The following is a 19,568-nucleotide window of genomic DNA, read 5'->3' on the forward strand; positions in this document are numbered from 1 at the left end:
GTCCGCAATTGCGCTCGCAGCTACCGTGCTGTTTTGGGTATGAGGCCTGAGCCTAATCAGCCCGTTACCAACTCTTGAGCATAACTCGCTCCCGGCTACAAAACTGTGCCTCACAGTAGTGGAAAAAAGAGGGGAGGCGTTGAACGATCAGCGCCCCCGTCAAATTTTCGTTCGACCTATTCCCACAGGTTCACGCATCGCGCTGTGCGATCCAGTCATGGTCTGGATCATTCTTAAACCGCCACTTGCGCAGCGGCCCTGCCATCACGTTCAAATAGTACATTTCGTAGCCATAGGGGGCCCCGCAGGGATGGTGCCCGCGTGGCACCAGAACCACGTCGCCATCTTTCACGGCCATGGTCTCATCCAAGGTGCCATCTTCAGTATAAACCCGCTGAATGCCAAAGCCCTGACCCGGATTAAGGCGATGGTAATATGTCTCTTCCAAATATGTCATATCCGGAAAGTTGTCCTCATCGTGTCGGTGCGAGGGGTAGCTGGACCAGTTGCCATCAGGGGTGAACACCTCGGTCACCAGCAGGCTGTCAGCAACGTCACGGCTTTCCATGGCGATATTGTTGATGTAGCGGGTGTTTTGCCCCGTGCCACGTGGGGTTAGTTCAATCCCGTCAGGGCCCAGACGTTGGGCCTTATGGCCGCCTTTGCCAGGTGCTGTGCAGACCGCCAATACGCATCTTGTGGTGGCGGCAGCTTTCCAGTCGCTGTCGTTTGGCACGTACAGACAATGCGGCGGTGTTTTCTCAAACACGTTCATCCGGTCGCCCATTTCTCCGAATTCTTCGCCAGACGCGGTGATCTCTGCTTTGCCTTCCACCAGCACCAGGATCACTTCGCGATCATTGGTGACCTCAGACACTTCATCGCCTTCTTCAAGGTGATATAGACCAAATCCAACATAGGCCCAATCCGGGCTTTGCGGGCCGCGGGCGTTTTCCGAGGTGATGTTATGCACCTTGCCAGTGGCGCCCAGCGGTTTGCGCAGAAGAGTTGTCATGACAGGCCCACTTCTTTGGCTGTGTCGCGCAGGGTTTTTAGGCCCAGAGACTGATACTTAAACGGGTTGCGCATGTCCGGGTCTTGTTCTGCTTCGATCACGATCCAGCCGTCATAGGAATGATCTTTCAGGATCTGCAGCAGCGGTTTGAAATCAACGCCGCCCTCATTATCGCCAGGCACGGTAAAGACACCGCCGCGCACGCCATCCATGAAAGACATGCCTTTTTCGCGTATATCCTTCATGACCGCAGGGCGCACATTTTTCGCGTGGAAATGGCCGACGCGATCGATGTATTTCGCAAGAATAGGTGCAGGATCCTGGCCGTTTGCACCAAAGTAACAATGGCCGGCATCAAACAGCAGCTTTGTGGCCGGGCCGGTCGCCGTCATAAAGGCGTCAATCTCTGTGGGGGTTTCCACAACGGTGCCCATGTGATGGTGATAGACCAGCGTAATGCCCTGATCGGCGCAATATTGTGCGATCTCTTCCACATCTGCGGCGAAGGCTTTCATGCCAGCATCATCAAGTACAGGCGCATCATTCACCGGCTGATCCACGCCCTGCACAGAGTTTGAGGTTTCACAAACTATGCAAACCTTACAACCGTTGTGTTTCAGCTTATCAAGATGCGGCTGAATGGCGGCTTTCTCATCTGCAACGGAATGCGCCAGAAGGTTCAGCGAATGCCAGCCAGAGATAAACTTCAGATCATAGCTGCCCAGAAGCTGTTTCAGTGCTTCTGGATCATCCTGAGGCCAGCGGTGGCCGTTTTCAATGCCATCAAAGCCAATATCACGAGCTTCCGTCAGGATCTGTTCTGTCGGGATATGTGCGCCAAGGGTCTGGTCGTCGTCATTCGCCCAAGCGATGGGATTTGTGCCATACTGGATCATCAGTTGCGTTCCTTCAGGGCCGCTTCGTAGCGGCTTCTTGCTTCGTTAACTTCATCTCGGTTTGATGCTTCGGGCACGGCCACATCCCACCAGTATCCACCGGCTTCTGTGCTTGGGTAAGGGTCTGTGTCGATCACGATGACCTTCACGCCTTTCTCGCCGCGCGAAGCCAATTCAGTCTCTAATCCAGCGATATCAGATACTTTCACAGCCTGTGCGCCCATGCTTTCCGCGTGTTTGACAAAATCAATTGCGCTGGGCACTTCGTGCTGGCTGTGGTCGAGGAGATTGTTAAACTCGGCTCCACCTGTGCCCATCTGAAGGCGATTGATGCAGCCGTAACCGCGGTTATCCGTGACAACAATTGTGAAATCCACGCCCATCATCACGGCGGCGGCCAATTCAGAATTCGCCATCATATAGGTGCCGTCGCCGGTGAAGCAGATCACGTCGCGATGGGGTTCCGCCATCTTGATGCCCATGGCACCTGCGATTTCATAGCCCATGCAGGAAAAACCGTATTCCATATGATAGGCGCCGGGGTTGTAGCTTTTCCAAAGCTTGTGCAATTCACCCGGCATGGTGCCTGCGGCAGACATCACAACCGTGTTGTCATTTGCCGCGCGCTGCACTGCGCCAATAACTTGCATATCCGTGGCAAGGGTGTTTCCCGCAGGCGCGTCAGTTACGGCGTCAACGGCCGCGTACCAATCGCTGCGCAGGGTTTGATCGGCGCCCGCGCCTTGGTAATCACCTAGATGCTCGGCCAAGGCTGCAAGACCTTCTGCGGCATCCGCAACCAGACTTTGTGCGCCATGCTTATGACTGTCCCAAGGTTGGATGTTCAGCGAGATCAGTTTTTGTGCTTTGCTGAACAAGGCCCAAGATCCAGTCGTGAAATCCTGGAAACGTGTCCCGATCCCAAGCACTAGATCTGCATCTTCACAGACCCTATTCGCTGAGTTAGAGCCTGTTACGCCGACAGGACCAAAGGCCATTTCATCATCCCAAGGCAAGGCAGATTTGCCTGCTTGGGTTTCCACAACGGGCATGTTGAACCGATGTGCAAAGGCTTTCAGTGCGTCACAGGCATCGGCGTAATGTACGCCACCACCTGCAACAATAACTGGATTGTTGGCGGATCTGATTGCTTCAATTGCGCGGGCCAACTCGCCGGCTTCCGGGGCTGGGCGACGGATGTACCAAATGCGTGGCTCAAAGAAGGTTAAAGGGTAATCATAGGCTTCGGCCTGGGTGTCTTGGCAAAAGGCCAGAACCGCTGGGCCACAATTGGCCGGATCTGTCAGGGTTTGAAACGCGCGGGGCAGGGCGGTGAGGACATGTTCCGGGCGCGAAATCCGGTCGAAATACCGACTGACGGGTTTGAACGTGTCATTCGCAGAAACCGTACCATCACCGAAATCTTCAATCTGTTGCAGCACCGGGTCCGGGCCACGATTTGCAAAGACATCACCAGGGATCATCAGAACCGGCAGTCGATTCACATGGGCAAGGGCCGCGGCGGTGACCATATTGGTGGCGCCTGGCCCGATGGAGGTCGTGACCGCCATGGCGCGCTTACGTTTTGACTGTTTCGCGTAGGCAATCGCAGCGTGGGCCATCGTCTGTTCATTATGGCCGCGATATGTGGGTAGGCGGTCTTTGGCATCATGCAAAGCCTCGCCAATCCCCGCGACATTACCGTGCCCGAAGATCGCCCAGACGCCTTCGATGATGCGCTGTCCATCCTCGTTGAACTGGTTTTCGATGTAGCGCACCATTGCCTGTGCGGCGGTCAAACGGATCGTATTCATCCCTGACGTTCCTGTGCTGTTTTGCGCGCCTGATCCCAGGTGTTGCAAAGGTTCTGATATTTCGCAGCCATTTCATCAATGGCGGCCTGTGGATCAACCTCGCCTTTCATATAGGCGCGGGCTGTATCTCCGAAAATTGTGCGACCAACGGCAAAACCTTTTACAAGGTCATAACCAGCGGCCAGTTCAAAACTTGCACGCAACTCATCCGCAGGCGCATCAAGACCGAGAACCACAATACCACGTGTATGCGCATCATTGCGATTGATTGCGTCCACAGCGTTTTGCCAGGCTTTGTCGGTTTTGAAGGGTTCAAGTTTCCACCAGTCGGGATAGACGCCGATGTCGTAGAAACGCTGGATCAGTGCGGGGGTGGTGTCGTCATTCACAGGGCCAACTTTGGACGGGATAACCTCAAGCAGGAATTCCAGACGATTGCGACGGGCGCTTTCAAACACACGCTTTACAACGTCTTCCTGCTGTAGGCGCATTGCGTCCTCATCGTCGGGATGACAAAAGACCAAACATTTCACCACATGTTCCAGCGGCCATTCATTCAGACCACCAAAATCAGACCCTATTTCAGGCTCAAGCGTTAATGGACGTGACCCTGGCCATTCCACCGGATGCCCGATCCAAAGGCCCTGACCGGCGGCTTTGTATAGCGCGTCACGCCCAAGGCGGCTGTCACACAGCAGGCCATAACCAAGCTTACCATCCGCCACGCGAGAGGCCGCATCAAGACAAAGGGTTTTAAAAGCATTGATCTTGTCGTTGGTCGCGCCTTCCATTTCTTCAAACTGCAGGCGATGGTCAAAGGCAAAAACCCGCATGTCGGGCCAATCACCACGCCGGTTGGTGGACCAGTGGATTTGCTCCAGCTCAGCGTCATTGCGCAAATCGGGCTGTTTCACACCGCGCTTAAGGAAGAATTGCAACTCTTCCCAGCTTGGGTAGGCAGGTGTGCAGCCATGACGGCTGACCGCAAAAGCACCACAGGCATTGGCATAACCAAGGGTGACCTCCCAGGTCTCGCCATCAAGCCAACCTTTGAGCAGGCCAGACATGAAACCATCACCTGCGCCCAGGACGTTATAGACTTCGATCGGGAAGCCGGGGCCAGTTTGTCCGTCATCCAGACTGTCAGGAATATCGCCTTCAAACGCAGAGGCCCCCATCGGGCCACGTTTGCAGATCAGGGTCGCGTTAGACACGTTCCGAACGGCTCTGAGTGCCGCAATAGTGTCTGTTGTGCCGCCCGCGATGTGAAATTCTTCCTCTGTTCCTACGATCAGATCGAACAGGTGCAGGGTGGATTGTAGCTTGTCCGTCACCTTTTGGCTTTCGACAAAACGGCTTTCGCCATCCCCATGCCCAGCCACGCCCCAAAGGTTCGGGCGGTAATCAATATCAAGCGCGGTTTTGGCACCGTTTTCACGGGCCAACTTCAGTGCCTTCAGGGTAGCGGCTTCCACTTGAGGGTGGCTTAAATGCGTGCCGGTGGCGCAGACACAGCGGGCGCTGTTGATGAAATCAGGATCGATATCATCTTCAGACAGGGCCATGTCTGCGCAGTTTTCACGGTAAAAAATCAGAGGAAACTGTTCCTGATCCCGGATGCCCAGCAGCACAAGCGCCGTCAGGCGTTCCGGATCAGTTTTCACACCTGTCACATCGACGCCCTCAAGCGCCAGTTGTTCTCGCACAAAGCGCCCCATATGTTCGTCGCCCACACGGGTGATCAAGGCTGATTTCAGCCCCAGACGTGCGGTGCCAGCGGCGATATTGGTGGGGGAACCACCGATATATTTGTTGAAAGACGCCATGTCTTCCAGCCGCCCGCCCGCCTGCGCGCCATAAAGATCAACCGAGGAACGGCCGATTGTGATCAGGTCCAGTTTCTTCATATTTTATACGGTCCCTCCTAGAGACCCTTCGAGCTGGGCCATTTCCTGCCCGCCTGCCATCATGTCTTGCAGCTCTTCTGGTGACACATGCCCGCGTTCCGCTGTGCCCAGGGTCTGACCCCGGTTCAGAACGGTAAACCGATCACCAACCGCCATCGCGTGACGCACGTTATGGGTAATGAAGACAACGCCGATGCCCTGTTTGCGCACGCGGTCAATCGTGGCCAGAACATTCGCTGTTTGGCGCACACCAAGGGCGGATGTCGGTTCATCCAGAATCAGAACTTTCGCCCCGAAATAAACCGCCCGTGCAATCGCCACTGTCTGACGTTCACCGCCGGACAACGTGCCCACGGCTTGATCAGCTTCGCGCAGGTTGATGCCCATTTTGCGCATCTCTTCCATGGTGGTTTTTCCGGCTGCTTCCGCGTCATACCGTTTGAACAGACCCTTCCCCTTCACGGGTTCACGGCCCATGAAGAAATTGCGGGCAACAGACATCAGAGGGATCATCGCGAGATCCTGATACACCGTTGCAATCCCAGCATTCATGGCTTCGCGGGGGCTGGCGAAAGTCACATCTTCACCATCGACAACCATGGTGCCTTTGGTGGGCTGATGCACGCCAGACATGGTTTTGATGAAGGTCGATTTCCCTGCACCATTGTCCCCTAAAAGACAGTGGCATTCTCCAGGGCGTACATCAAAGCTGACCCCGGCAAGAGCGATCACATTGCCGAAATGCTTTTGGATTTCTCTCATTTCTAGAATCGGTTGGGTCATATCAACGTTCCCCCGTCACGCGCTTGCGGATCATGTTGTTGAACAACACGGCGATCAAAAGCATCCCACCAAGGAACACCAGATACCAATCTTGATCGATTCCGGTATAGGTCAGGCCGATCAGCACCATGCCGAAGATAATGGAACCAAAGAAAGCCCCAATCGCGGATCCATAGCCACCTGTCAGAAGACAGCCACCGATTACGGCCGCGATGATCGCTTCGAATTCTTTCTGGAAACCGCGACGCGCGTCAGTAGAACCCGCATCCAGCACTTGAATGATCGCCAGAAGGGCTGCGCAGCAGGCGGTTAAAATGAACAGGGTCATCTTCACGCGGCGTACGGGGACACCCGAGTTTGACGCAGCATTGCTGTCGCCGCCAACGGCGAAAATCCAGTTGCCGAAAGGCGTGCGCAGCAGAACCCAGGTTGCGACTGCGGTAAGGGCTACAAACCACAGGATTTCCACTGGAATGCCCTGCACCTTTGGGGTGCCGTTTTTGAACGTGGCGATCATGCCCCAATCCGCCAATTTAGTGAATAGACCGGGAAACGCTTCGCCGGAAAAGAACGGTGCAAGCCAGTCGTTTTCCACAGCTTCACGAATGCCGCGCATCTGGGTTGAACCGCCGGTTGCCCATTTCAAGCCAACAAGGGACATGCCACGCAGGATAAACAGGAAGGCAAGCGTCACAATGAAGGATGGCAAGCCGGTGCGGATCACGATCTGGCCATTCATGCCACCCATCAGGCCTGCGAAAATCAGGGTTACGGGGATCGCCAGGATCAGAGGCAGACCAAACACTGTCAGGGCTGCGCCAAAGATCAGACCGGCAAAGGCCACCATGGACCCAAGGGAAAGATCAAATTCGCCACCAATCATCAGCAGCGCCGCCCCAATCGCCAGAATGCCCAATTGGGCGGCAGGGGCCATAAAGTTCATCACGCCAGCCAAGGTAAACATGGCGCTGTCGGCGGTGAACAGGAAGAAGATAGTAACAAGAATAACCCCGGCAATCGCGCCAAGCTCGGGCCGGGTCATGAGGCGGGTCATCAGAGGAACGCTTTTGATGCGCTCGTCACTCTGGGCGGTTTGGTCCGTCATCGGGGTCTCTCCGGAATCGTAAAAGCCGGGAAGGGCGGGAACCCTTCCCGGCAGAGTGTTTTAGCGAATGCCTTGAGCAGACAGTTCAACAACCTGGCCAGCTTTGTCAGCAGTGATCAGATTCGGGCCAGACGGCACGTTGCCACCAGGCATCAGGCCGTAATCAGCATGCAGCGCCAGGAAAGACACCGGCAGGTAACCCTGCAGGAACTGCTGTTGGTCAATTGCGAATGCGGCGTCGCCGGCAACAACTGATTCAAGGAAACCCGCAGACATGTCGAATGTTGCGATGTGTACTTCGCCCGCACGACCAACGGCTTTCACAGCAGCCACAGACGGTTCACCCACAAGGGATGCACCCAGACCCATGATGGTATCGATGCTTTCATCAGAATCAAGGGCCGCTTTGATCTTGGCTTCTACTTCCGCCGGATCGTTACCGGTTGGGATTACTGTGGATGTGCCACCAAAACCAGCCGCGAAACCTTCACAGCGTAGATCAAGGGCAACGTTGCCGACTTCTTGGTTCACACAGATGCCGTTGGTGCCGCCCATGGCTGCCAGACGTTCACCCGCTGCTTTACCAGCATCATATTCGTCCTGACCCACGTGCAGAAGCGCACCAAGGGATTTGGACACATCAGAACCAGAGTTCATAGAAATCACAGGGATGCCCGCAGCCACGGCTTTTTCAATTGATGGGCCAAGCGCATCGGCATCGGGGATAGACACAACAATGCCATCTGGTTCTTGGTTCACAGCCGCGTCGATCAGCTGGCTCATGGCTACCATGTCAAAGGTTTCAGGTGCACGGTAAGATACGTTCGCACCGGTGTGTTCCGCCGCCATATCAACGCCGTTCTTCACAACAGACCAAAATGGGTCGTTCGCCTGACCGTGGCTGACAACGATAATGTCAGCTGCCAGTGCAGGTGTCGCAACTGCGAATGCCGCCGCTGCGATGGTAGATTTCAGAAAGTGTTTCATTGTTTTCCTCCCAATTACACTTTTGTTATGCCGCTGAAGCGGCGGTTCTTAACCCTGGTTGAAGATGCGTCTTGAGCGCGCCAATTCTTCAACCACGATGTCGCGAAATCCTTCACCCTTGTCGGGCGTAAACGGGTTCGGGCCGGGGGCATTGACCTCGAAAATCACAGGGCCCTGATAGTTGATGTCATCCAGCGCACGGATCTGCGCGGCGAAATCTGTGTTGCCTGCGCCAATGCCCATGCGGTTTGAATCGGCTGCGTGGTACAGACCAATTGCATCACCACCTGCGCGCAGGGCACCTGCCGGATCAGCCTCTTCAATGTTCATATGATAAGCGTCGGGCAGCAGCTTTAGATTGTCTGCCCCCACCGCTTTCATCAGGGCAAGCCCTTCGGCAACGGTGTGGACCTGATGGGTTTCATAGCGGTTCAGAATTTCGAAAACGACAGTCTGCCCTTTTGCGATCTCACAGATCTGCGCAACAGAATCCTGTAACAGGGCATCTTCTTCTGCCTGGCTGGCAATGGGCGCGATCCGTCCGACTTGTCCGTGACAAGAAATCAGCGGATTTCCCAACTCGGCCGCGAAATCGGACAGCGCTTTGTAATACTCTATCGCTTTTGCACGGATGTCCGCATTGGGATGGGAAATATCGGCGTCACCTGGCGTCAGGGAAAAGATTTCCAGCCCGTGACCATTCAGGATTTTTGCAGCTTCCTTCGGGTCGATGCCTTCAGTGTCGCCAAACAGCTCCACGCCATTTAGGCCTGCTTTCGCAACCCGCGCAGCCGTGTCCGCCAGTGCGTTGTCACCAAAAATCCATGTGCAGCAACCAGTTCTACGCATTTCGTCTCCCTGAAAATCCAATATCTCCCCTTCATGGGGACTCGGCTTTCTCAAAATGAAATATTTATTCTAAAAATTAGAATAGCAAGAAAAATCTTTTAGATGTCTTGGATGTTTTTGCGTTCACCCACACAAATCGCCAGAGTTGTGGCCAGTGTCAGGGATGCAGATAGGCTGCGGAAATCACCAATATCAGCCTCTTGCACGATCAGATGCAGGTCGTCTGGGCCGGTTGTTCCATGTTCAGGAATAATATCTGTCATCATGATCACAAGTGCCCCAATTCGGCGGGCATATTCTATGATCCCCGCAGTTTTTTTGGAATAGGGCGCGAAAGTAACAGCCAGAACAATGTCACCTTCTCGAATGGCAAGCGACTGGTCAATTCCACCAACGCCGGAATGCTGCATTGTGGGAACATCCATCTTTTCCAGCATGTAAGTCAGGTAGCTGACCACTGGAAATGCGCGGCGAAATCCAACAGTGTGGATCATTTTTGCATTTGAAAGCAATGTGATCGCCTGTTCCATGTCGGCAGAGTCAACCGTGTCAAATAGCCCGGCAAGTGATGTACGGCCAGCTTCAACGAAATCGGCCAAAAGCGCGTCGGGTGACATGGGGCCAGCTTCGCGCATCTGTTCAAAACGGGTTGAATAATCCGGACGGCTTGCAGCATGTTCGTCACGATACAGGCGTTGCAGTTCTGAAAAACCGGAAAACCCGCAAAACTTACAAAACCGTATGATTGCAGAGGGCTGAAGGCCAGATTCAGCCGCGATGTCTGCAACCGTCAGGACGGCGATTCTATTGCGGTTTTCAAGGATAAAACCTGTACACTGGCGCAGACGCTTGGACATCTTCAGATCATCCTGGCGCAGGAATGCGGTCAGGTCATCCACAGTGGAAAACTTTGATTGGCTTTCAGTGACTGCGGTCAAACCTGTATTCCCTTGACATAACCTGGCGAGCTGCGCATTAAAATGGAATATACGTTCCAAAATGCTTTCTGGGAAGCCCGAAGATGAAGAAACTGCGCCTTGGCCTGATTGGCACCGGCTTTATGGGTAAGACACATGCGCTTGCATTTCGCAACGTAAAAGCTGTGATGGGGGATGTTCCTGAGGTGGAATTATCCTGTTTGTGTGAACTGCCCCTCAGTCGCGCGCAAGAGATCGCGGATCAGTTCGGCTTTGCGCAGGCAACTGATGACTGGCGTGCGATGGTGAATGATCCGGATATCGATATTGTTTCGATTACCGCGCCCAATGGATTACATCATGAGATGGCTTTGGAAGCGATTGCCGCCGGAAAGCATGTCTATTGTGAAAAACCACTGGCGATTACGCTGGAACAGGCAACTGAAATGGCCGCCGCCGCCCAGGCCGCCGGTGTGAAAACTATGGTTGGGTATAACTATATCAAGAATCCGGCTTTCACCCACGCAATTGAGTTGATTGAAAGCGGTGCTATCGGCACGCCGGTGCATTTTCGCGGTTGGGTAGATGAGGATTATCAGGCGGACCCCAATCTGCCCTGGACCTGGCGCGCGAAAAAATCCGAGGCAGGTCTAGGTACACTCGGCGATCTGGGGTGTCACCTGGTGTCTATGGCTCAGGGGGTGATGGGGACGGTGGACAGTCTGATCGCGGATACGCAGATCATCCATAAAACTCGCCCACTACCGGACGGGTCTGGTGTGGGCACTGTCGAGAATGAAGATACTGCCAGCGCGATTGTCCGGTTCGCATCCGGTGCACAGGGCACGCTTTGCACATCACGATCGGCCTGGGGGCGCAAGAATAAGCTCGACTGGGAAGTGCATGGCACGAAGGGCATGATTACCTTCTCCCAGGAGCGCCTGAACGAATTGCAGCTGTATCAGAACGACGGCGCGCAAGCGCAGCAGGGGTTCAAGACCATCCTGACCGGCCCTGCACATGAACCCTATGGGGCGTTTTGTCCGGCCCCTGGCCATCAGCTGGGGTTTAACGATCTGAAAATTATTGAAGCTGCGGCTTTCTTACGTGCGATCGACGGCGGTCCCGCCTGCCATCCCGATTTCAATGATGCCCTGGTGTTTGAGCAGGTCATCCACGCCATCGACCGCGCTGCCGAAACCGGTACGCGTATCACTCTCTGAAGGAATGATCATGACACTTCGCTTTGCACTTCTCGGCGCTGGCCGTATCGGTAAAACCCACGCCCAGGCAATTCATAACAATCCGGATGCGACCCTTGCGGTTGTCACCGATGCGATGCCCGCCGCGGCGGAAGCAATTGCTGTCCAATATGGTGCAGAGATCCGTGATATGGAAGCCATCGCAGCCGCTGATGACATTGACGCGGTGGTGATCTGCACACCAACCAACACCCACGCCGATCTGATCGAACTGTTCGCCCGTGCCGGCAAAGCGATCTTCTGTGAAAAGCCGATTGATCTAAGCCTTGATCGCGTGAAAGCTTGCCTGGCTGTAGTGGACGAAACCAACGCCACTCTGATGATCGGCTTCAATCGCCGTTTTGATCCACATTTCATGGGCGCACGTGCTGCGATTGATGACGGCCAGATTGGTGATGTGGAACAGGTTGTGATCTCTTCTCGTGATCCTGGCCTGCCACCCTATGAATATGTTACAGTGTCTGGTGGTATCTTCCGTGACATGACCATCCATGATTTTGACATGGCGCGTTTCATGCTGGGTGAAGAAATCGAAACAGTACAGGCGGCAGCGTCTGTTCTGGTTGACCCGAAGATGGGTGAGCTGGGCGATTACGACACTGTCAGTGTGATTCTGACCACGGCAACTGGCAAACAGGCGATGATTAACAACTCTCGCCGTGCGACCTATGGCTATGATCAACGGGTTGAAGTACATGGATCCAAAGGCGCTGTCACCGCGATGAACGAACATCCGGTGCAAGTCGAAGTTGCCTCTGCCGATGGTTATAATCGAGCACCTTTACATGACTTTTTCATGACCCGCTATGTCGCGGCTTATGCGGCCGAGATTGCGGCTTTTGTTGCATCTGTCAAAGATGGTCAGGCGACACACCCGGCCGGCCGCGACGGAATGATTGCACTTGCTTTGGCGGATGCTGCGAATATTTCTGTCGATGAAAGCCGTGTGGTGAACATGTCTGAAATTTTGACCTGACTTGGCATAATTCACAATCGGGGCGATTTTTTAGCCAGAATTTCGCCCTGAGGGCGTGTATTTGTAGCGTGCATGCAACGCTTTTCACGTATTCCCCTATATTTCATAGCCGTTATTGGACAAAACGCACCGATGAGGGCTAACAGCCACAACAGAAACACATGTGAGGTAAATCATGAAAAATATCGTACTTTCCGCCGCTTTCGCACTGACCGCAACTGGCGCTGTAGCTGGTGGCCTGAATCAGCCTGTTGTTGAAGCAGAAATCATGCCAATCGAAACAGTTGAAGCTGGTTCTTCTTCTTCTTCTTCCGGCATCCTGGTTCCACTGTTCGCACTGATCCTGTTCGGTGCTGCTGTTGCAAAATAAGCTTTGCTTCAAGTGAATTTAGAAAACCCCGCATACATCATGCGGGGTTTTTTGTTGCCTTCAGATGATCAGTAACGCGTGCTCATTTGATATCCAGCGTGAAATGTCATGCGAACAAATGTGACGGGTGTTCCCTGCAGCCAGGTTGTGCGTTCCATCTGAAACAATGGCGTGCCCTCTGGCGTGGCCAAAAACCCTGATAGCTTTTCATCGGCAGAGACGGCGGTGAACATGATCTCGGCGTTTGAAAACGGTATTTCTGCCAGCAGCCATTCGTTTGGTCCGATAACTGACAGGTCTGCATCCACGACCGTGGGGACGGCTTGGGTGTTGATCCAGCGTTCTTCAAATTGAAAGGGTCGGTTGTCTGCATAATGCATGCAATTCAGATGTAATATTTCCGCGGGTTCGGGCAATTCCAGTCTGGCGCGCAGCCAGGCCGGAGCACTTGTAATGTTACGATCAACCAGAGAATACCGGTAAGTCGCATTCATTTCCTCGACCGTTTGTCTGACCACTGAAATTTCAAAAGTCGCCTGCTTGCTGGGGGCAATATTGACGCGTGTTCCGCTTTTGCGCTTCCGGTCTACGATGCCCCGGTCTGCCAGTTCCCGCATTGCCCGGTTCACGGTGGCGCGGGCGCAGCCAAATTCTTCGGCCAGTTCGTGTTCTGTGGGCAAAAGGGTGCCTGGCGCCCATTCCCGTGATTGGATACGTGTGATGACAGCGTCGCGAACATCCTGAAATCCTGTTTTTTGCCCGCTGGTCACATTGCCCTCATGTCATTTATCTGCACATTATTTCTATATGTAGTTGTATATCAGCATGTGAGAAGGAAAGCTATCTATGCGCCTTGATGCCGCAAAATGTCCTCGGACGCGATGGAAAAACGGTGGAGGCTACACGCGCGAACTTGCACGGGAAGGCGTCGGAGAAACGCCTGTCTGGCGATTAAGTTTGGCTGATATTGATGAAAATGGCCCTTTTTCGGCATTTCCCGGGATGAAGCGTATCCATACAATTATCAAAGGTCGTGGACTGACATTGCAGGGAGACGGCACGACGTTAAACGCATTGCCATTCGCGCCGCTAAACTTTGATGGAAACCTTGCTTTGACGGCTAGGCTTATCGATGGTTCATGCCGGGCGTTGAATGTGATCTATGACCCGGATGTGTGTCGGATAACTGTCGATCTGCTGAGAGGGGGCACTTTCCACGTAAGGGAAGGTAAAAACGTAATTTTCGTCCTTCAAGGGGAATGCACTGTCCCGGATGGCGCAGCCCTGACCCGTGGCCAAGGGCAGGTAATTCAGGCTGACGGTTCATGCACCGGTTCGGATAACAGCATGGTCTTTTTGATGGGCATTTCTGATCTTTTAGATTGATGCAAGAAGATCTGACATTGCGGCCTTGTAAGAGGTGACGATCTGATCGCGATTGATGTGGTGACCGGATTGCACCTGATGGCGACCTGCCGACCAAAGATCTGTCACGACAGTGCCGTTGGCGGCAAAACATAATCCGTCCAGAAGCTGATCCTCGCGCAGGGCGCATAGTGCGGGTGATGTGCTGTCAATTGCCACAAGATCTGCCAGCGCGCCGGTTTCGATGCGCCCGGCATTGCGGTTTAGGGCCTTTGCGCCACCTGTGGCCGCCCCAAGGTACAGGACGTCTCCAACGGATCCTTCTCCGGGAATAATCACATTGCGCCCAAGGTCGCGCAGGCGTTGGGAATATTCAAGTGTGCGAAGCTCTTCTGACAGCGAAATACACACGTTAGAGTCTGATCCAACCCCGAACGCACCATCATTCGCCAGAAACGCCACCCCATTAAAGGGGCCATCACCAAGGTTTGCCTCTGTGATTGGACAGAGACCGGCAATAGCACCTGACCTTGCCATATTCTGTGTTTCTGCACCGGTCATATGTGTTGCGTGGATCAAGCACCACTGGTCAGAAACCGGGGTGTTGGCCAGCAGCCATTCCACCGGACGTGCACCCAGCCATGCCTGAATATCGCTGACTTCTTTCGGTTGCTCAGCGATGTGAATGTGGATGGGCTTATCCTGTGCCAGATGTAAAACCTGCGCCAGATCTTCCGGGCATGTGGCCCGCAGTGAATGGGGCGCAATGCCAACACATGTGTCGACGGGCAACGTCTGCTCGGCGCTTTTTCGGATGCTTTCCACAAGTGTTGCATAGGTTTCAACAGAATTGCCAAACCGCATCTGGCCACCATTCAGTTCGGCTTTATCAGCACCACCATAGCTATATAGAACTGGTAGATGCGTCAGGCCAATTCCGGTTTGACAGGCGGCGGCGAACACCTGCTCGCTTAGTTCGGCCTGATTGTCATAGTGCTGGCCGCCGTGTTGGTTGTGAACGTAATGGAACTCTCCGACAGAGGCGTAACCGGCTTCTTGCATTTCCATAAAGGTAAGGGCGGCGATGGCCTGATATTGCTCCGGCGAAATATGTTCCACAAAGCGATACATCAAATCGCGCCAAGTCCAGAAACTGTCTTTTCCAGCCGCACGAAATTCGGTCATCCCAGCCATCGCACGTTGAAAGCTGTGGGAATGCAGGTTGGCAAGGGAGGGCAGCAATGTATCAACCCGCGTGTCATCCGCCTGCGCTGTGCTGTCCGGCTCAATGGTGGAAATCACCCCGCCCTTGCAGGTTATTCTTACGTTTTGCTTCCAGCCATCGGGGGTGCGGGCGCGTCTGGCGAAAATAACCTGCATGGAATATCCTTTTGTATAGACATAATGGTTATAATCCCATACCTTGATTTCGGCAAGATCAATATGAGGCGAAGATGGCTGAAATATCTGAATATGTACTGACCCAGGCAATTCTGGCGACAATGCAGGTGACTGCTGATGCATATGGTTTGATTGCCGATGCTGCGATTGTGGTCCAGAACGGGTGTATTTCATGGGTGGGCGCGCAGAAACTGCTGCCCGCTGAATATGCCTGTTTGCGTCAAAAGCCTGTGAACGGGCGTCTTATAACGCCAGGCCTTATTGACTGTCATACACATATTGTTTTCGGCGGCGACCGTGCCCGTGAATTTGAAATGCGCCTGGAGGGGGCAAGTTACGAAGAGGTCGCCCGTGCTGGCGGGGGGATTGTTTCCACTGTGAAAGCCACGCGCGAAGCAGATGTGGATGCGCTTGTTGTGGATGCGCTGCCGCGCCTTGATGCATTGATTGCGGAAGGTGTTACGACGGTTGAGATCAAATCTGGCTATGGGCTTGATCACGAAACGGAACTGAACATGCTGCGCGCGGCCCGCCAATTGGGTGAATTGCGCGATATACGTGTGAAAACATCGTTTCTTGGGGCGCATGCGGTTCCTTCCGAATATGCTGGTCGGGCGAATGCATATATTGATGATGTCTGCATTCCGGCGCTGCGTGCTGCCCATGCAGAGGGTCTGGTCGATGTTGTTGATGGTTTTTGTGAGGGTATCGCATTTGACGCGGCTCAAATCCGACGCGTGTTCAAGGTCGCCCGAACGCTGGGCCTGCCTGTAAAATTACACGCAGAACAGTTGTCCAATATTGGCGGCACGAAGCTGGCCGCTGAATTTGGCGCTTTGTCGGCGGATCATGTTGAATACGCCAATGACGAAGATGCCGCCGCATTGGCGAAATCTGGAACGGTTGCAGTGATCTTGCCCGGCGCGTTTTACACATTGCGTGAAATACAAATGCCGCCGATTGACAGGTTCCGAAAACATGGTGTGCCGATGGCCTTGGCGACGGATTGCAACCCGGGATCATCGCCAATGACCTCGCTTTTATTGGCGATGAATATGGGCTGTACCCTGTTTCGCATGACGCCGGAAGAAGCTTTGGCTGGCGTGACACGCAATGCCGCCCAGGCGCTGGGCATGACAGATGCAGGTCAGATTGCACCCGGCATGCGCGCGGATTTGGCGGTGTGGGATGTGAAACATCCTGCCGAATTATCATACCGGATTGGGTTCAATCCACTGCACAAACGAATTCCAGGAGGGGCGTTATGATCACGCTTACACCCGGCACCGCAACGCTTTGCGTGCTTGAAGATATCTATCGCACTATGCCTGAGGTTCGGCTGGATGACACAGCGCGTGGGCCGGTGCAGGCCGCTGCTGATATGGTCGCCGAGGCCGCTGCTGGCACTGTTGCTGTCTATGGCATCAACACGGGCTTTGGGAAGCTTGCGAGTAAAAAAATCGCCCCGGAAGACACCGAAACATTGCAACGCAATCTGATCCTTAGTCATTGCTGCGGTGTGGGTGAACCCCTATCCGAAGACAAGACACGTTTGATGATGGTGCTTAAGCTTTTGTCGCTGGGGCGTGGTGCGTCTGGCGTGCGTTGGGACATTATCAATCAGATCGAAGACATGCTTGCGAACGGCGTTATTCCGGTGGTGCCATCGCAGGGGTCCGTGGGCGCTTCGGGCGATCTTGCGCCACTTGCGCATATGGCGGCCGCGATGATTGGTGCGGGGGAGGCAACCCACAAGGGTGTGCGGATGTCTGCGTCAGATGCGTTGAAAAACGCCGGATTAGAGCCTGTTATCCTTGGTCCGAAGGAAGGTCTTGGCCTGATCAACGGCACGCAATTCTCTACCGCTTGTGCCTTGGCTGGCTTGTTTGATGCCTGCCGCATGGCAAAAGCGTCGATGACGATTGCAGCCCTGACGACGGATGCGATCATGGGATCAACGGCCCCGCTTTTGGCGGATATTCATAGCCTGCGGGGGCATGCGGGCCAGATCGATGTTGCGACGGAAATGCGGGCGGTTATGGACGGGTCTGAGATCCGCGAAAGCCATCGTGACGATGACACCCGTGTGCAAGATCCCTATTGCATTCGTTGTCAGCCGCAGGTGGTTGGGGCGGCTTTGGATGTGATCCGTATGGCGGCGCGCACCTTGGAAATTGAAGCGAATGCGGTGACGGATAACCCGCTTGTTTTGGTCAATGAAGGCCGCATTGTTTCGGGCGGGAATTTCCATGCGGAATATGTTGGTTTTGCCGCGGATCAACTGGCTTTGGCGATTGCTGAAATTGGTGCGATTGCCCAGCGTCGTGTGGCCTTGATGGTCGATCCGACCTTGTCTTATGATTTGCCACCGTTCTTGACACCAAACCCGGGTTTGAATTCGGGTTTCATGATTGCTGAGGTGACAACTGCGGCTTTGATGAGTGAGAATAAACATCTTGCCAACCCCTGTGTGACGGATTCCACACCGACGAGCGCGAACCAGGAGGACCACGTTTCGATGGCGGCACATGGGGCATTTCGCTTGAAGCGGATGAATGACAATTTGGCGGTGATTTTGGGCGTTGAATTGCTGTGTGCAGCCCAGGGGGTTGAGGCCCGTGCGCCGCTGCAAACATCACGCAAATTGCAAGACGTCATTGCCCTGTTGCGTTCCGAGGTCGAGACACTGGGCGAGGATCGTTATCTGGCGCCCGATATCGAAGCTGCGACGCAAATGGTGCGTGACGGGATGATTTCCAAAGCGGCTGGTGTCGAGGTCACATTGTGATTGAAGTGACCCAAGGCAACAGCCCACTTGTGTTGGGCCTGCCGCATACGGGTACTGACGTGCCCGAGGGTATTTGGGCGACGTTCAATGACACGGGACAGGCGCTTGCGGATACGGATTGGCACATCCATGATCTCTATGCGGGGCTTGTCGAAGGGCTGACGACGGTGCGCACACCGGTGCACCGTTATGTGATCGATGTGAACCGTGATCCGGGTGGAATTAGTCTCTATCCCGGGGAAAACACCACAACTTTATGCCCGCTGACAGATTTTGATGGCAAGGGCATTTATAAAACCGGGATGGAACCGGATGAGGCGGATATCGCAAGCCGCCGCGAGAGGTTCCATGAACCTTATCACGCAGCCCTTGCGGCGGAACTTGAACGTGTGCGCGCTTTGCACGGTTTTGCGTTGCTTTATGATTGCCACTCTATCCGGTCTGGCATTCCGTTTTTGTTTGAGGGCACATTGCCAGATTTCAACACGGGCACCAATTTGGGCACGACCTGTGATGCGTCGATTGAAACCCTTGTTGTTATGCGTTGTAAGCGCGCCGATGGGTATACATCGGTTTTGAACGGGCGTTTCAAAGGTGGCTGGACCACGCGCCATTATGGCCGCCCAAGTGAGGGGCTGCATGCCATTCAGATGGAATTGGCGCAATCAACCTATTGTGAAGAACAGGCGCCATGGGCGTGGGATAAAGACAAAGCAGACAGGTTGCGCAACCATTTGCGCGACATCTTAACAGATCTGCAGAATTGGAAACCCGCATGAAAACTCTCGCCTTTGTATTCGCCCTTTTGACAACGCCAGCCATGGCTGAAGAGACCCGGCTGACGGGCCCTGAGATCCAGGACCTGCTGCCGACCATCGTTGTGACGGGCAATCAGACTTGGCAAAATTTCGACCTAAATGGCGACACGCGTTACGATGATGCGCGCGGACCGTCCCACGGTTGGTGGGAAGTGCGTGGCAATCAATATTGTTCAGCTTGGGGATCGAACGAGCCGTCCTACTGGAGTTGCTATCAGGTTTGGCGCGATGGCGAGACCCTGATTTGGACCAATGATTCCGGTCACCGAACCGAAAACCACATACAAAACCGACAGAATTAACAGGAGACCCCAG

Annotated in this window: 19 protein-coding genes; 8 read left to right on the top strand and 11 right to left on the bottom strand. The window is 54.2% G+C overall.

Annotation, left to right across the window (positions count from 1 at the left end):
- Nucleotides 1-190 precede the first annotated feature (190 nt).
- The 9 genes from iolB to ACPGUT_RS07000 all read right to left on the bottom strand — a co-directional run bounded on the left by iolB (nt 191) and on the right by ACPGUT_RS07000 (nt 10,294).
- Nucleotides 191-1,015, bottom strand: a complete 825-nt coding sequence (gene iolB, locus ACPGUT_RS06960; RefSeq protein WP_423989756.1) for a 5-deoxy-glucuronate isomerase — start codon at nt 1,013-1,015, stop codon at nt 191-193.
- Nucleotides 1,012-1,911 carry a myo-inosose-2 dehydratase gene (gene iolE / locus ACPGUT_RS06965; RefSeq protein WP_423989758.1) on the bottom strand — a complete coding sequence of 300 codons (900 nt, stop codon included), beginning with the start codon at nt 1,909-1,911 and terminating at the stop codon, nt 1,012-1,014. Before iolE ends, iolB begins: the two co-directional genes overlap by 4 nt.
- On the bottom strand, nt 1,911-3,725 hold the full coding sequence (iolD, locus tag ACPGUT_RS06970; RefSeq protein ID WP_423989760.1) for a 3D-(3,5/4)-trihydroxycyclohexane-1,2-dione acylhydrolase (decyclizing): 1,815 nt from the start codon (nt 3,723-3,725) through the stop codon (nt 1,911-1,913). Before iolD ends, iolE begins: the two co-directional genes overlap by 1 nt.
- On the bottom strand, nt 3,722-5,632 hold the full coding sequence (locus ACPGUT_RS06975; protein ID WP_423989762.1) for a bifunctional 5-dehydro-2-deoxygluconokinase/5-dehydro-2-deoxyphosphogluconate aldolase: 1,911 nt from the start codon (nt 5,630-5,632) through the stop codon (nt 3,722-3,724). Before ACPGUT_RS06975 ends, iolD begins: the two co-directional genes overlap by 4 nt.
- A gap of 3 nt (nt 5,633-5,635) precedes the next feature.
- Complete coding sequence (locus ACPGUT_RS06980; RefSeq protein WP_423989764.1) at nt 5,636-6,415, bottom strand: ATP-binding cassette domain-containing protein; 780 nt, start codon at nt 6,413-6,415, stop codon at nt 5,636-5,638.
- A 1-nt stretch (nt 6,416) separates the two neighbouring features.
- Complete coding sequence (locus tag ACPGUT_RS06985; RefSeq protein ID WP_423989766.1) at nt 6,417-7,520, bottom strand: ABC transporter permease; 1,104 nt, start codon at nt 7,518-7,520, stop codon at nt 6,417-6,419.
- 60 nt (nt 7,521-7,580) lie between these two features.
- Nucleotides 7,581-8,507 carry a sugar ABC transporter substrate-binding protein gene (locus ACPGUT_RS06990; RefSeq protein WP_107496584.1) on the bottom strand — a complete coding sequence of 309 codons (927 nt, stop codon included), beginning with the start codon at nt 8,505-8,507 and terminating at the stop codon, nt 7,581-7,583.
- 48 nt (nt 8,508-8,555) lie between these two features.
- Complete coding sequence (locus tag ACPGUT_RS06995; RefSeq protein WP_423989768.1) at nt 8,556-9,356, bottom strand: sugar phosphate isomerase/epimerase family protein; 801 nt, start codon at nt 9,354-9,356, stop codon at nt 8,556-8,558.
- 98 nt (nt 9,357-9,454) lie between these two features.
- Nucleotides 9,455-10,294, bottom strand: a complete 840-nt coding sequence (locus ACPGUT_RS07000) for a MurR/RpiR family transcriptional regulator (RefSeq protein ID WP_423989770.1) — start codon at nt 10,292-10,294, stop codon at nt 9,455-9,457.
- 83 nt (nt 10,295-10,377) lie between these two features.
- On the opposite strand from ACPGUT_RS07000, the gene ACPGUT_RS07005 reads away from it, so the two are divergent.
- The 3 genes from ACPGUT_RS07005 (at nt 10,378) to ACPGUT_RS07015 (ending at nt 12,881) form a co-directional block, all read left to right on the top strand.
- Nucleotides 10,378-11,496 carry a Gfo/Idh/MocA family protein gene (locus tag ACPGUT_RS07005; protein WP_423989772.1) on the top strand — a complete coding sequence of 373 codons (1,119 nt, stop codon included), beginning with the start codon at nt 10,378-10,380 and terminating at the stop codon, nt 11,494-11,496.
- 10 nt (nt 11,497-11,506) lie between these two features.
- On the top strand, nt 11,507-12,511 hold the full coding sequence (iolG, locus tag ACPGUT_RS07010) for an inositol 2-dehydrogenase (protein ID WP_423989774.1): 1,005 nt from the start codon (nt 11,507-11,509) through the stop codon (nt 12,509-12,511).
- Between the two features lie 175 nt (nt 12,512-12,686).
- Nucleotides 12,687-12,881, top strand: coding sequence for a hypothetical protein (locus tag ACPGUT_RS07015; protein WP_423989776.1), 195 nt, complete (start codon nt 12,687-12,689; stop codon nt 12,879-12,881).
- A gap of 68 nt (nt 12,882-12,949) precedes the next feature.
- On the opposite strand, the gene ACPGUT_RS07020 is transcribed toward ACPGUT_RS07015, so the two are convergent.
- A complete protein-coding gene (locus ACPGUT_RS07020) occupies nt 12,950-13,651 on the bottom strand; it encodes a GntR family transcriptional regulator (protein ID WP_423989778.1) in 702 nt (233 codons plus the stop codon).
- 76 nt (nt 13,652-13,727) lie between these two features.
- On the opposite strand from ACPGUT_RS07020, the gene ACPGUT_RS07025 reads away from it, so the two are divergent.
- Nucleotides 13,728-14,267, top strand: a complete 540-nt coding sequence (locus ACPGUT_RS07025; RefSeq protein ID WP_423989780.1) for a HutD family protein — start codon at nt 13,728-13,730, stop codon at nt 14,265-14,267.
- On the opposite strand, the gene ACPGUT_RS07030 is transcribed toward ACPGUT_RS07025, so the two are convergent.
- Nucleotides 14,259-15,626: a formimidoylglutamate deiminase gene (locus ACPGUT_RS07030; RefSeq protein WP_423989782.1), complete on the bottom strand. Its 1,368-nt coding sequence runs from the start codon at nt 15,624-15,626 to the stop codon at nt 14,259-14,261. The two genes, ACPGUT_RS07025 and ACPGUT_RS07030, sit on opposite strands and share 9 nt — an antisense overlap.
- Nucleotides 15,627-15,700: 74 nt before the next feature.
- On the opposite strand from ACPGUT_RS07030, the gene hutI reads away from it, so the two are divergent.
- The 4 genes from hutI to ACPGUT_RS07050 are packed head-to-tail and all read left to right on the top strand — an operon-like array spanning nt 15,701 to nt 19,555.
- Nucleotides 15,701-16,915 (top strand): imidazolonepropionase, encoded by a 1,215-nt coding sequence (gene hutI / locus ACPGUT_RS07035; protein ID WP_423989784.1) that lies wholly within the window; start codon nt 15,701-15,703, stop codon nt 16,913-16,915.
- Entirely contained in the window at nt 16,912-18,435 is a 1,524-nt protein-coding gene (gene hutH / locus ACPGUT_RS07040) for a histidine ammonia-lyase (RefSeq protein ID WP_423989786.1), read from the top strand. Before hutI ends, hutH begins: the two co-directional genes overlap by 4 nt.
- A complete protein-coding gene (gene hutG / locus ACPGUT_RS07045; protein ID WP_423989788.1) occupies nt 18,432-19,214 on the top strand; it encodes an N-formylglutamate deformylase in 783 nt (260 codons plus the stop codon). The genes hutH and hutG overlap by 4 nt, the downstream gene beginning before the upstream one ends.
- Nucleotides 19,211-19,555 carry a hypothetical protein gene (locus tag ACPGUT_RS07050; protein ID WP_423989790.1) on the top strand — a complete coding sequence of 115 codons (345 nt, stop codon included), beginning with the start codon at nt 19,211-19,213 and terminating at the stop codon, nt 19,553-19,555. The genes hutG and ACPGUT_RS07050 overlap by 4 nt, the downstream gene beginning before the upstream one ends.
- Nucleotides 19,556-19,568 lie beyond the last annotated feature (13 nt).

This window comes from Halocynthiibacter sp., assembly GCF_049608145.1.
Lineage (GTDB): Bacteria > Pseudomonadota > Alphaproteobacteria > Rhodobacterales > Rhodobacteraceae > Halocynthiibacter.

What these genes read in the sequence shown, in the direction of transcription:
- ACPGUT_RS07025 (WP_423989780.1), top strand. Translation starts at nt 13,728, where the DNA reads ATGCGCCTTGATGCCGCAAAATGTCCTCGGACGCGATGGAAAAACGGT.
- iolE (WP_423989758.1), bottom strand. Translation starts at nt 1,911, where the DNA reads ATGATCCAGTATGGCACAAATCCCATCGCTTGGGCGAATGACGACGAC.
- iolB (WP_423989756.1), bottom strand. Translation starts at nt 1,015, where the DNA reads ATGACAACTCTTCTGCGCAAACCGCTGGGCGCCACTGGCAAGGTGCAT.
- hutH (WP_423989786.1), top strand. Translation starts at nt 16,912, where the DNA reads ATGATCACGCTTACACCCGGCACCGCAACGCTTTGCGTGCTTGAAGAT.
- ACPGUT_RS06995 (WP_423989768.1), bottom strand. Translation starts at nt 9,356, where the DNA reads ATGCGTAGAACTGGTTGCTGCACATGGATTTTTGGTGACAACGCACTG.
- ACPGUT_RS07030 (WP_423989782.1), bottom strand. Translation starts at nt 15,626, where the DNA reads ATGCAGGTTATTTTCGCCAGACGCGCCCGCACCCCCGATGGCTGGAAG.
- iolD (WP_423989760.1), bottom strand. Translation starts at nt 3,725, where the DNA reads ATGAATACGATCCGTTTGACCGCCGCACAGGCAATGGTGCGCTACATC.
- ACPGUT_RS06990 (WP_107496584.1), bottom strand. Translation starts at nt 8,507, where the DNA reads ATGAAACACTTTCTGAAATCTACCATCGCAGCGGCGGCATTCGCAGTT.
- ACPGUT_RS07015 (WP_423989776.1), top strand. Translation starts at nt 12,687, where the DNA reads ATGAAAAATATCGTACTTTCCGCCGCTTTCGCACTGACCGCAACTGGC.
- iolG (WP_423989774.1), top strand. Translation starts at nt 11,507, where the DNA reads ATGACACTTCGCTTTGCACTTCTCGGCGCTGGCCGTATCGGTAAAACC.
- ACPGUT_RS07050 (WP_423989790.1), top strand. Translation starts at nt 19,211, where the DNA reads ATGAAAACTCTCGCCTTTGTATTCGCCCTTTTGACAACGCCAGCCATG.
- ACPGUT_RS06985 (WP_423989766.1), bottom strand. Translation starts at nt 7,520, where the DNA reads ATGACGGACCAAACCGCCCAGAGTGACGAGCGCATCAAAAGCGTTCCT.
- hutI (WP_423989784.1), top strand. Translation starts at nt 15,701, where the DNA reads ATGGCTGAAATATCTGAATATGTACTGACCCAGGCAATTCTGGCGACA.
- ACPGUT_RS06975 (WP_423989762.1), bottom strand. Translation starts at nt 5,632, where the DNA reads ATGAAGAAACTGGACCTGATCACAATCGGCCGTTCCTCGGTTGATCTT.
- ACPGUT_RS07005 (WP_423989772.1), top strand. Translation starts at nt 10,378, where the DNA reads ATGAAGAAACTGCGCCTTGGCCTGATTGGCACCGGCTTTATGGGTAAG.
- ACPGUT_RS06980 (WP_423989764.1), bottom strand. Translation starts at nt 6,415, where the DNA reads ATGACCCAACCGATTCTAGAAATGAGAGAAATCCAAAAGCATTTCGGC.